Annotated in this window: 11 protein-coding genes and 1 pseudogene; 5 read left to right on the top strand and 7 right to left on the bottom strand. The window is 70.7% G+C overall.

The annotated features are described in order from the left end of the window. Together ACFFNX_RS19270 and ACFFNX_RS19265 are read right to left on the bottom strand one after the other, a co-directional pair. Window positions 1-339: DegV family protein (locus tag ACFFNX_RS19270; RefSeq protein ID WP_378203712.1), on the bottom strand; the 339-nt coding region annotated here is incomplete at its 3' end. 28 nt (window positions 340-367) lie between these two features. Then, window positions 368-883 carry a TrmH family RNA methyltransferase gene (locus ACFFNX_RS19265; RefSeq protein ID WP_378203709.1) on the bottom strand — a complete coding sequence of 172 codons (516 nt, stop codon included), beginning with the start codon at window positions 881-883 and terminating at the stop codon, window positions 368-370. A gap of 151 nt (window positions 884-1,034) precedes the next feature. Between ACFFNX_RS19265 and ACFFNX_RS19260 the strand changes: the two genes are divergently transcribed. Then, complete coding sequence (locus tag ACFFNX_RS19260) at window positions 1,035-1,862, top strand: MerR family transcriptional regulator (RefSeq protein ID WP_378203706.1); 828 nt, start codon at window positions 1,035-1,037, stop codon at window positions 1,860-1,862. 55 nt (window positions 1,863-1,917) lie between these two features. Here ACFFNX_RS19260 and ACFFNX_RS19255 read toward each other — a convergent pair whose 3' ends face one another. Beyond that, window positions 1,918-2,604, bottom strand: coding sequence for an alpha/beta hydrolase (locus ACFFNX_RS19255; protein ID WP_378203703.1), 687 nt, complete (start codon window positions 2,602-2,604; stop codon window positions 1,918-1,920). Beyond that, entirely contained in the window at window positions 2,604-2,738 is a 135-nt protein-coding gene (locus ACFFNX_RS19250) for a hypothetical protein (protein WP_378203701.1), read from the bottom strand. The genes ACFFNX_RS19255 and ACFFNX_RS19250 overlap by 1 nt, the downstream gene beginning before the upstream one ends. A gap of 50 nt (window positions 2,739-2,788) precedes the next feature. Here ACFFNX_RS19250 and ACFFNX_RS19245 point away from each other — a divergent pair, with 50 nt between their 5' ends. Continuing rightward, a complete protein-coding gene (locus ACFFNX_RS19245; RefSeq protein WP_378203698.1) occupies window positions 2,789-3,454 on the top strand; it encodes a winged helix-turn-helix transcriptional regulator in 666 nt (221 codons plus the stop codon). Here the strand turns inward: ACFFNX_RS19245 and ACFFNX_RS19240 are convergent. From ACFFNX_RS19240 to hflX, 3 genes and pseudogenes are all read right to left on the bottom strand, one after another. Further along, a pseudogene (locus tag ACFFNX_RS19240) lies at window positions 3,451-4,446 on the bottom strand (IS481 family transposase). The gene ACFFNX_RS19245 and the pseudogene ACFFNX_RS19240 sit on opposite strands and share 4 nt — an antisense overlap. A 494-nt stretch (window positions 4,447-4,940) precedes the next feature. Further along, the gene (hutI, locus tag ACFFNX_RS19235) at window positions 4,941-6,152 is read right to left on the bottom strand and encodes an imidazolonepropionase (protein WP_285580707.1); all 1,212 of its coding nucleotides are present in this window, start codon (window positions 6,150-6,152) and stop codon (window positions 4,941-4,943) included. Between the two features lie 410 nt (window positions 6,153-6,562). Next, window positions 6,563-7,966, bottom strand: coding sequence for a GTPase HflX (gene hflX, locus ACFFNX_RS19230; RefSeq protein ID WP_378203692.1), 1,404 nt, complete (start codon window positions 7,964-7,966; stop codon window positions 6,563-6,565). Window positions 7,967-8,165: 199 nt separating this feature from the next. On the opposite strand from hflX, the gene aceB reads away from it, so the two are divergent. The 3 genes from aceB to ACFFNX_RS19215 form a co-directional block, all read left to right on the top strand. Then, window positions 8,166-9,767 (top strand): malate synthase A, encoded by a 1,602-nt coding sequence (gene aceB, locus ACFFNX_RS19225; RefSeq protein WP_378203689.1) that lies wholly within the window; start codon window positions 8,166-8,168, stop codon window positions 9,765-9,767. Between the two features lie 139 nt (window positions 9,768-9,906). Continuing rightward, the gene (locus ACFFNX_RS19220; protein WP_378203686.1) at window positions 9,907-11,364 is read left to right on the top strand and encodes an FAD-linked oxidase C-terminal domain-containing protein; all 1,458 of its coding nucleotides are present in this window, start codon (window positions 9,907-9,909) and stop codon (window positions 11,362-11,364) included. Beyond that, on the top strand, window positions 11,364-11,816 hold a 453-nt coding region (locus ACFFNX_RS19215), incomplete at its 3' end, for an FAD-binding oxidoreductase (RefSeq protein ID WP_378203683.1). The genes ACFFNX_RS19220 and ACFFNX_RS19215, both read left to right, overlap by 1 nt.

Below are 11,816 nucleotides of genomic sequence, written 5' to 3'. Positions count from 1 at the left end.
GATCGAACGGCTGTCCACCACCCGTACGGGGATCGGCGCGTCATCCGCGGCGAGCCGGGCGCTGTCCACGGTGCCCGACATCTCCCCGGAAAGGTGCACGGACGCCACCGCCCGCGCACCGGCGACGTCCGCCTCCTCGTACGCGCGGTCGATGATCGCGGGTGAGGGCCGCGACGTCGTGACCGGCCGCCAGTCGCGCGGTCCGTCGCCCCCGGCCTCCTCGCGGACGTCGTCGCCGTCCGCGACCTGGAGCGGGACGACCGTGACGTCGTGCGCGGAGACGACCTCCTCCGGCAGGTACGCGGTGGAATCGGTGACGATCGCGACCGCTGCTCTCATGCCCGGAGTCTAGAGCCGGCGACGGCGCTCATGACATCCCGGCCAGCTTGTACAGGACGAGCGAGCCCGCGACCGCGACGTTCAGGCTCGACCCCGTACCGATCATCGGGATCTCCACCACCTCGTCGAGCAGGTCGAGCGCCTCCGGCGGGATGCCCGTGCGCTCGTTCCCGAGCACCGCGACCGTACGGCCGCGGGCCATCGGCAGGTCGGCGAGGCGTACGGCGTCCTCCGCGAGCTCCACGCCGATGACGTGGGTGTCCCGCTGGTCCTCCAGCCACCGCAGCGGCCCGTGGACCCAGTGCACGCAAGGCCGTTCACGCAGCGTGTCACCGCGGGCGAGCGCCTCGGGCACCCACGGAAAGCGGGGTACGGCCAGGCAGGCGCCGACGGCGTCACAGGTGCGAAGCAGGGTGCCGAGGTTGGCCCCGTGCTGGGGCCACAGCGGAGCGACGATCAGATGGTCCCAGCAGCGGTGCGAGCGCCGCCGGCGCGCGCGGTGCAGGTCGTGGGGCGTGCGCACCCGGATCGACCGCGCGCTCACCACACCCGGGCGGTGACGCCCCTTGTCGTGAGGGTCATGAGAAGTGCGCCCTTTCAGCGGCGGACGCGGACCATCGACGAACCTGGTACGACATCTCGGATGATAGCCGCTTGACCATGACACCGTGTGAGGCCGTGCACTGGGAGGCGTCATGTTCAGTATCGGAGAGTTCGCCCGGCACGGCCGTGTCTCGGTCCGCATGCTGCGGCACTACGACGCCATCGGGCTGTTGCGGCCCGCCCGTGTGGACCCGGCGAGCGGCTACCGCTTCTACGAGGCCGCGCAGCTCGGCACGCTCAACCGCGTCATCGCGCTGAAGGATCTCGGCTTCACCCTCGAACAGGTGCGGCGGATCCTCGGCGAGCCGGTGGACGCGAGCGAGCTGTACGGGATGCTCCGGCTCCGCCGCGCGGAGCTGGAGGCCCGCATGGAGGCGGACGCCGCCCGGCTGGCCCGGGTCGAGGCGAGGCTCCGAATGATCGAGAGCGAGGGCCACATGCCTGCCGCCGACGTACAGATCAAACCCCTCCCGCCCGTACGGGTGGCCGAGCTCACCGCCACCGCCGCGAGCTACGAGCCCGGCGACATCGGGCCGGTCATCCAGCCGCTCTACCCCGAGCTCGACCGCCGCCTGACCCGGGCCGGCGTCACGGTGACCGGGCCGGGCATCGCCTACTACGAGGACTCCCCCGACGGCGCGATCATCGTGCACGCGTGCCTGCCGGTGGCGGTGCCGCCGGGCGAGGCGCACGACTTCGCGGTCGTGGACCTGCCGGGGATCGCCTCGGCGGCGACGATCGTGCACCGGGGATCGATGGACGAGATCGTCACGACCGGGCAGATCCTGGCGCGCTGGATCGACGCCCACGGCCACCGCGCCGTCGCCTACGCACGCGAGCTGTACCTGGACTGCCCGTCCGGCTCTCCCGAGCGGTGGGTCACCGAGCTGCAGACGCCGATCGAGCCGGTGACCGGCTGACGGACCCGCGGCCGCGCGTTCCGGGAGCCGCTCCTGGAACGCGCGGCGGAGCCGGTCAGCCGGCCGGACACTCCAGGCGGAAGGCCTCCAGACGGTCCGCGAGCTCCTTGGGACGGCTCAGCGCGGGCAGGTGGCCGCCGTCCATCTCGTCCGGGACGATGCCCAGCCGTTCGCGTACGACGCGGCGCTGGAACGACGCCGGGAAGAACCGGTCGTGCCGGCACAGCAGGAAACGCGTCGGGACGTCCGGCCACGCCTTCAGCGGCCACGGGTCCGTCCACATCGAGGCCGACTCGCTCCGCTGCTCGCGTGTCATCGCCTCGGCGGCGATCTCCGGGGGCACGTCATGGAAGAAGCTCTCCACCAGGTCGAAGTCTGGTGAGCGCCCGTCTCGGACGGCCTGTTCCCGGCGGGCCCGCTCCGCGCCGGTGTCGTCCCACCAGTCTCCCGCCGTCTCGCCGGGCACCGGGACCATCGCGGCGAGCATCACCAGCAGCCGCACCGGCACGCGGTCGCACACCAGCGGGCCGGTGAAGCCGCCCAGCGACTGCGCCACCACGATCGGATCCGTACGGTCGCCGATGGCCGAGACGACCGTATCGGTGTATCCGGCCAGGCCGACCGCGTCGTCGCTCGGCAGCTCGGGCGCCACCACGTCATGGCCGCGCCCGCGCAGCTCGGGGACGAGCCGGTGCCAGTACGAGGCGTCACCCGCGCCGTGGATCAGGACATAGGTCGCCATCAACACCCTCTCTCGGGAAGCTCTCCGGCGGTCGTGCCGACGGGAAGACGCACGCGGGCGACGGTCGCCGCCGCCTGCTCCTCCCGGGCGTAACGACGCCGCGCCCGCAGGCACAGGTCTCCCTGAGTAAGCACTCGGTTTGCTCCTGAATTAGGAGTAACTGGTCCTGGATACGGTAACAACCGTGTCCGACAAACGGCGGTACGACGATCCGTGCGGCATCGCTCGCGGCCTCAACGTGATCGGAGAGCGCTGGGCGCTGCTCGTGATCCGTGAGCTGGTGTTCGGCCCCAAGCGCTTCACCGACCTGCACCGCGGCCTGCCCACGGCGAGCCAGAACGTCCTGTCCCAGCGTCTGCGGGAGCTTGAGGCCGGCGGTGTCGTCCGCCGCCGCAGGCTCGGCCCGCCGGCGGCCGCCTGGGTGTACGAGCTGACGGAGTGGGGCCGCGGCCTCGAACCGGTGCTGTTCCACCTCGGCCGTTGGGGCAGCCGGTCGCCGATGACCTCCGGCAACGAGCTCAGCGCCGACGCGCTGATGTTCGCGCTGAGGACGAGCTTCGACGCGGACGCCGCCCGGGACGGGACCTATGAGATCCGCCTCGGCGACGACCGCTTCCACGCCGTGGTCGTGGACGGGCGGCTATGGCTCGAACGCGGCGAAGCCGACGAGCCGGACGTGACGCTCGTCACCGACGTCACGACGCTGAGGTCGGTGGTGTTCGGCGAGCGGGACCTCCGCGAGGCCGTGGACGACGGGACGCTGCGCGTCGAGGGCGACGCGGAGGCCGCCGCCCGCTTCGCCGCGAGCTTCCGCCGCCCGGCGCGACTGGGGGCGGCCGACACCCGCTAGGTGTACTGCCCGGGGAGGTTGGTCAAGCGGGTGATGGGTGGTTTGCCGCCGGTTGCGGTGTGGGGTCGGTGGTGATTGTAGAAGTGGATCCAGGCGGGGAGGGCTTTGCGGCGTGCGCGTTCTGGGTTGTAGAAGCGTCCGGGTGCCCAGCCGTCGGCGAGGGTGCGGTGGAAACGTTCGGCTTTTCCCTTGGTCCGGTGGGGTCGGGTTTTCTTCGGTCGGGTGCCGAGGTCGGTGCATGTGTGGTGCCGGGCGCGGGGATTTGTAGGTTGAGCCGTTGTCGTTCAGGACCCGTTCGATGGTGATGCCGCGGGCGGTGGACCAGGCGACGGCGTTGCGGGGCACCTTGATGGTGGTGGCGGCCTTTTCGTCGTCGTGGATTTCGGCGTAGGCGATGTGTGGGTGGTCATCGATGAGGGTGTGTACGAGCGCGGTGCCCGGGCGGGGTTTGTCGCGGGTGTTGCGGTTGCCGGTGTGGTTCGCGGTGGCCTCGTGGTTGTGTTCGCTCTGGATGTGGCCGGCATGGCGCCGCCCGCCGCCGTTGGGGATGTTGTCCGGGCTTCTTCACGTCCACGTGCGGCAGGGCAGCGGGCTGGTCGTGTTCATAACGCTGGATCGGCTCGGTGGTGGAGTGATCGATATGGCTCAGCCGGTTGAGAGGGCACCGGGTGAGGGCAGCGTGCATGGTCGAGGCCGGCACGTCTGGCCGACCGGCGGTCTGGATCGGCCCCAGCCGCTGTTTCCAGCGCAGATGCACGATCTTGCGCACCCACCGGGTGCGGCGTCCGTGATGGGCTGTGACGCGGCCGAGACGGACGATCGACCATCCCCGCGGCACCGTGCCGGTGGTAACGGGTGGCCCGGCGTTCGGCGGTCGGCCAGGACACGTCATAACGCTCGGCCGCCCGGGCGATCGGCCAGCCGTCATCGACGATCAGACGCGCGAGGCGAAGACGCCCACGAGGAGTCAGGGCAGCGTCAGCGTGGGACACGAAGGCCTCCTGGTGGACGGAGCGGTTCCTCGGCAATTCCACTCCACAACCGCAGGCCTTCACCCGCCACCCAGATCCACACCGTGTCCTCACACAAACTCAACCAACCTGCCTGAGCAGTACACCTAGCGAGGTCGCCTTCGGAGGGCGGCGCCTGAGTCGGCTCCGCGGCGCACCATCGCCGCCGGAGGTGAGTCGCCTCCATCGCCGTGGCGTGGGCGTTGACCTGGCCCACCTCGGTCCTGTCGTTCAGCGACCCAGAGGCGCGGCGAATCCTGGCCCCGGCGACCGCCACCGCCGTCTCCAGGCAACTCGTCCGGCTCGCGCCGCCTCGGAATACCGCTGCGGGTGACATCGGCGAGGCACCGTTGAGCGGAGTACGCCCCAGGAGTTCACCGCCGCCGAGAGAAGCCTGCCGTCAGCGGAAAGCGCGGAGACCCGGACGATGACGTTCCCGGCGTCCGGGAACGCACCGCCGTGACGAGACGGTCGGCTCAGACCTGGACGGGAACGCCGCCGCGCCAGACCCGCTGGGCGCGGAGGCCGAACGCCCAGGCGAAGGCGCCCTCGTGGTCGGCGTCCCAGAGCACGATGTCGGCGTACATGCCGGGTGCGAGAGCGCCGCGGTCGGACACGCGCAGGGCGGCCGCGCCGCCGAGTGTCGCGGCGCGCAGGGCCTCGTTGACGCTGAGGCCGAACATCGCGACGGACAGGCCGACGACGAGAGGCATCGACGTGATGCCGCACTGGCCCGGGTTGTGGTCGGTGCCGAGTGCGAGCGTCACGCCCCGGTCGAGCAGGGCGCGCACGGGTGGGGTGCGGCCGTTGTGCAGGGCGCTGCCCGGGCAGATCGTCGCGGCGACGCCGCCGTGGTGGAGCGCCTTGATGTCGTCCTCGTTGGCCTCGGTCAGCAGGTCGGCGGAGGCGCAGCCGACCTCGGCCGCGACCTGTGCCGCGCCGACGCGCTCGTTGGCGCAGGCGTGGATGCGGGCCTTGAGCCCGACCCGCTGGCCGGTCATCAGCAGGACGCGCGCCTCGTCGGGCGTGAAGTGGCCCTCGTCGCAGTAGACGTCGATGCTGTCGGCGCCCGCGGCGGCCGCGTCGCCGGCCCAGAGCCGTACGGCCTCGATGTAGTCGCGGCGGCGGCCGAAGTATTCGGGCGGCAGGACGTGCGCGGCGAGGAAGGTGGCGTGGATGCGCGGCATCGACGGCTCCTCCTCGAGCGAGCGCAGCATCCGGATGTCGGCCAGCTCACCGTCGCGGGTGAGGTGGTAGCCGGTCTTGGCCTCGATCGTGGTGGTGCCGGCGCAGATCCACTGCCGCAGCCGTTCGCGGACGTTGTTGCAGAGGGTCCAGGGGTCGGTGCCGCGGGTCACGGTGACCGTGGAGGCGACACCGCCGCCGGCCGCGACGATCTCGTTGTTGGTCGAGCCGCTGGTGCGCATGGCGAGCTCGGCCCAGCGGTTGCCCGCGTAGACCGGATGGGAGTGCGCGTCGATCAGGCCCGGCGTGACGAGCCCGCCGCCGAGGTTCTCGACGTGGTCGACGTCGACGATGTCGTCGATGACACCCGGGACGCTCTGCGGCAGGTCCGAGGCGGGCCCCGCCCAGACGATGCGGTCGTCGTGCACGAGGATCGCGGCGTTGCTGCACACGTCGGTGCCGGTCCACAGCCGACCGATGTTCGTCAGCAAACGTACGGTCATTGCATCACCGCCCGGCTACGCCATCGCGCCGGTGAAGGGTGTCCGGACGCCATGCAGCGGGTCACCTGCTCTCGCTCGACTAACGACGGCAACGCTGCCGACGGACCCAAGTGCGGTTAAGGAGATGGCCACGAGACCACCTGGAGCAACGAACCCGGAAAACTCGGTTTCGTCACGGTAGTGCACCGACGCCCCCCTGTACAGCCTTTGGCCGTATACCACTACTCGACCGCCCCAACGGCCGACTGTTACAGGCGCTTTGAAGATACCTCAGAAAGACACGGCGGTCGGGGCGAACGGTGAAGATGGCCGGGACCGATTCCCCGCCGGGCCGATCCCGGTGGTCACGGCCCCCTCCACGCGAAGACCTCGCCCGCCGCGAGCGGCGGGCGAGGGCCCCGGGCAGTGTCTCAGACCTGAGCGGAGACGTACGGCTCCAGCTCGGCCGCCAGGCGGTCGGGCACCCTGACGTGCAGCGCGGTGCCTTCGGCGGTGTGCTCCTGGGAGAGCACCTCGCCGGTGTCGTGCGCACGGGCGACCAGGTCGCCGCGATCGTACGGCACCAGGGCGTGCACCTCACGTTCGGCGCGCGGGAGCGCGTCCTCGATCGCCTGGAGCAGCTCGCCGATGCCGGCGCCGGTGCGCGCCGAGACGACGACGCTGTGCGGCTCGTGCCGGCGGAGCCGGGCGAGTGCCATCTCGTCGGCGAGGTCGGCCTTGTTGATGACGACGAACTCCGGGACGTCGGCGCCGCCGATGTCGCGCAGCACCTCGCGCACGGCGGCGATCTGCGCCTCCGGGTCGGCGTCGGAGCCGTCGACCACGTGGAGGATCAGGTCGGCGTCGGTGACCTCCTCCAGCGTCGAGCGGAACGCCTCGACGAGCTGGTGCGGCAGGTGCCGGACGAACCCGACGGTGTCCGCGAGCGTGATGGCGCGGCCGTTGGGCGTGCTCGCCCGGCGTACCGTCGGGTCGAGGGTGGCGAACAGGGCGTTCTCCACCAGCACTCCCGCGCCGGTGAGGCGGTTGAGCAGGCTGGACTTGCCGGCGTTGGTGTAACCGGCGATGGCGACCGCGGGCACCGCGCGGGTGCGGCGCTGAGACCGCATCGTGTCGCGGGCCTTGCCCATCTCGTTGATCTGACGGCGCAGCTTGGCCATGCGGGTGCGGATGCGCCGCCGGTCCAGCTCGATCTTGGTCTCACCGGGGCCACGGCCACCGATGCCGACACCGCCGGCGGCACGGCCGCCGACCTGCCGGGACAGGTTGCCACCCCAGCCGCGCAGGCGCGGCAGGAGGTATTCGAGCTGGGCCAGCTCGACCTGTGCCTTGCCCTCACGGCTGCTGGCGTGCTGGGCGAAGATGTCCAGGATCAGGGCCGTCCGGTCGATGACCTTGACCTGGACGATCTCCTCCAGGCGGCGCAGCTGGCTGGGCGCCAGCTCTCCGTCGCAGATCACGGTGTCGGCGCCCGTGGAGATCACGACGTCGCGCAGCTCCAGCGCCTTGCCGGAGCCGACGTACGTCGCGGGGTCGGGGCGCGACCGCCGCTGGATCATGCCCTCGAGGATCTGCGAGCCGGCGGTCTCGGCGAGGAGCGCGAGCTCACGGAGGGAGTTCTCGGCGTGGACCTCGTCTCCGTCGGTCCACACGCCGATCAGGACGACGCGTTCGAGCCGGAGGGCCCGGTACTCGACCTCGGTGATGTCGCGGAGCTCGGTGGAGAGTCCGGCGACCCGGCGCAGCGCCTGGCGGTCTTCGAGATCGAGCTCACCGGTCAGTGGCTCTGGCTCTTCGTAGGAAAAAGTAGTCATCTTCCCCCATGTCAACGCGGGAACGTCCCCGGATCTTCCCTTGATGCTGCCACGTGCGGACGTTTCGCACACCTGGATATCGACACGGAAGGCCGCCCGGGTAGGAGGGAGGGGCGGACCCCTTTGACCGGTCCGCGAGGACGTTAATAGGCTTTCCACTAAGCAGAAGTATTTTTTCGCTATACGGAAGGGTAGGCAGATGGCTGACCCCACAGGCGTGGAGCTGACCGGCTCCGTCGAAGATCGGTTCGGGGAGATCCTCACGCCCGAGGCGCTGGGCTTTCTCGCCACCCTCCAGCGTGAGTTCGGCGCGCGGCGCCGCGAGCTGCTCGGCCTCCGCGCCGAGCGTCAGGAGGAGCTGACCGCCGGCGGCACGCTCGACTTCTCCCCGACCGGCGCCGACGTCCGCCAGGACGACACCTGGCGCGTGGCCGACCCGGCGCCCGGCCTGGAGGACCGCCGCGTCGAGATCACCGGCCCGACGGACCGCAAGATGACGATCAACGCGCTCAACTCGGGCGCGAAGGTCTGGCTCGCGGACTTCGAGGACGCCAACACCCCCCTCTGGGAGAACATGGTCGGCGGCCAGCTCAACCTCAGGGACGCCCTCGACCGCACCATCGACTTCGAGACCGGCGGAAAGTCCTACACCCTGAAGCCGGACGAGGAGCTGGCCACCATCGTCGTGCGGCCGCGCGGCTGGCACCTGGACGAGAAGCACGTCCTCGTGGACGGCGAGCGCATGTCCGGCTCCCTGTTCGACTTCGGCCTCTACTTCTTCCACTGCGCGCGGCGCCAGCTCGACAAGGGCAAGGGACCGTACTTCTACCTGCCCAAGATGGAGAGCCGGCAGGAGGCGCGTCTCTGGAACGACGTCTTCAACCTCGCCCAGGACCTCCTGGAGATCCCGCGCGGCACGATCCGGGCGACGGTGCTGATCGAGACCATCCCGGCCGCGTTCGAGATGGAGGAGATCCTGTACGAGCTGCGGGACCACTCCGCGGGGCTCAACGCCGGCCGGTGGGACTACCTGTTCTCGGTGATCAAGAAGTTCCGCTCGCGGGGCCGGCAGTTCCTGCTGCCCGAGCGCAACGCGATCACGATGACCGCCCCGTTCATGCGGGCGTACACCGAGCTCCTGGTGCGCACCTGCCACAAGCGCGGCGCGCACGCGATCGGCGGCATGGCGGCGTTCATCCCCTCGCGCCGCGACGAGGAGGTCAACAAGGCGGCGCTGGAGAAGGTCCGCGCGGACAAGAAGCGCGAGTCCGAGGACGGCTTCGACGGCTCGTGGGTGGCCCACCCCGACCTCGTTCCGATCTGCCGCGAGATGTTCGACAAGGTCCTCGGCGACCGGCCGAACCAGCGCGACCGGCTCCGCGAGGAGGTCTCGGTGTCCGCCTCCGAACTGCTCGCGGTGGACAAGACGCCCGGAGAGATCACCGAGGCGGGGCTGCGCAACGACATCAGCGTCGGCCTGCAGTACATCGCGACCTGGCTGGGTGGCAACGGCGCAGTGGGGATCTTCAACCTGATGGAGGACGCCGCGACCGCCGAGATCGCGCGTTCGCAGGTGTGGCAGTGGATTCACAACGACGTCGAGCTCGCCGAGGGCCCGAAGATCACGCCGGAGCTGGTCGAGCGGCTGATCGACGAGGAGCTCGGCAAGATCCGCGAATCGTACGGGGACGCCTACGACGAGAAGCGCTTCGCCGACGCGGTGAGCCTGTTCAAGGAGGTCGCCCTCGCCGATGACTACGCCGACTTCCTCACCGTCCCGGCCTACGAGCGCATGCCCTGACGGCCGCGCCCCGGAGCCCGCCGGGCTCCGGGGCTGACGATCACGTCTTCGCAGGTCAAAGCCCTACCGTGGGTCATCCGGCAAGTGCCAGGTCACGCATTGATACCGACTAGTTTGGACCTGTCGTGAAAGGTCAAGGATGGGTGATGTGTCTACAGCAGGGCTTGACGGGCTCGCAGGGCGGCTGAGGGTCGTCGCCGGGGCCGGCAACGTCATCACCGACCCCGCGGAGCTGCGCACGTACGAATGCGACGGGCTGACCTACCACCGGGCGACGCCGGGCATCGTGGTGCTGCCGGACAGCGCGGAGCAGATCGCCGCCATCGTCAGGGCCTGCGCCGCCGAGGGCGTGCCCTACATCGCACGGGGCTCCGGCACCGGGCTGTCGGGGGGAGCGCTCCCCCGCACCGACGGCGTACTGATCGTCACCTCCCGCATGCGGCGGATCCTGGAGATCGACATCGAGGGCGAGCGCGCCGTCGTCGAGCCGGGAGTGATCAACCTCGACGTCTCCAAGGCCGTACGGCCGCAGGGGTACTACTACGCGCCCGACCCCTCCAGCCAGCAGATCTGCTCGATCGGCGGCAACGTCGCGGAGAACTCCGGCGGCGCCCACTGCCTGAAGTACGGCTTCACCGTCAACCACGTGCTGGCCTGCGAGGTCGTCACGCCCGACGGAGAGATCGTGGAGATCACCGAAGCGCCGGGCTATGACCTGCTCGGTGCGTTCGTCGGCTCGGAGGGCACGCTCGGCATCACGACCAAGATCACCGTAAGGCTCACGCGCCTGCCGGAGAAGGTCGAGACGCTGCTGGCCGCCTTCGACACCATCGAGAGCGCGGGCGAGGCGGTCTCGGCGATCATCTCCGCGGGCGTGGTGCCCGCGGCGATCGAGATGATGGACGCGCTGTCCATCGAGGCGGCCGAGGCCGCGGTGGCCTGTAACTATCCGCCGGGCGCCGGCGCGGTGCTCGTCGTCGAGCTGGACGGGCCCGCCGCCGAGGTGGACCACCAGTTCACGCAGGTCAAGGAGTTGTGCGCCGCGGCGTTCGAGATCCGGGTGGCCGCCGACGACACCGAGCGGGCCCTGATCTGGCGCGGCCGCAAGTCCGCGTTCGCGGCGGTGGGGCGGATCAGCCCCGACTACATCGTGCAGGACGGCGTCATTCCCCGTACGGCTCTGCCCGAGGTGCTGGCCAGGATCGACGAGCTGTCGGGCGACAGCGGCGTCCGGGTCGCCAACGTCTTCCACGCCGGCGACGGCAACCTGCATCCACTGGTGCTGTTCGACGACGCGGTGCCGGGCGCGGGCGAGCGCGCCGAGGTGGTCTCGGGCCAGATCCTCGACCTGTGCATCGAGCACGGCGGGTCGATCACCGGCGAGCACGGCGTGGGCGTCGACAAGGCCAAGCACATGCCCCGGATGTTCACCGAGGAGGACCTCGACACCATGCAGATGGTGCGGTGCGCCTTCGACCCGGACGGCCTGTGCAACCCCGGCAAGGTGTACCCGACCCCGCGGCTGTGCGGTGAGGTGCCGGGCCGCCGTACCAAGGTCCATCCGCTCGTCGAGAGCGGAAAGGCGGACCTGTTCTGATGGCACCGGTGATCGACGCTCTGGCCAAGGCGTGCGAGGTGCGTCCCGCCGAGCCCGGGGACACCGTCCAGGGCTCCGCCGCCTCGTACGTGGCCGCGCCCGCCACCGTGACGGAGGCGAGCGAGCTGATGCGCGCCGCCGCCGAGCACCGCCTCGCCGTCGTGCCGCGCGGCGCCGGCACGAAGCTGCACTGGGGCGCGCCGCCCGAGCGCTGTGACCTGATCGTCGAGACGCGGCGGCTCGGGCGCCTGATCGAGCACGCGGCGGGCGACCTGGTCGTCAAGGCCGAGGCGGGCCTGCCGCTGGAGGATCTGCAGGAGACCGTCTCCGGCACGCGCCAGCAGCTCGCCCTCGACGGCCTCGTGCCCGGTGCGACGGTCGGCGGCGCGCTCGCGACCGCCACGGCCGGTCCCCGGCGGCTCCTGTACGGCTCGGCGCGCGACCTGCTCATC

This window comes from Actinoallomurus acaciae (assembly GCF_042429965.1).
GTDB lineage: Bacteria > Actinomycetota > Actinomycetes > Streptosporangiales > Streptosporangiaceae > Actinoallomurus > Actinoallomurus acaciae.
This window is presented reverse-complemented; position numbering and strand designations above follow the sequence as displayed.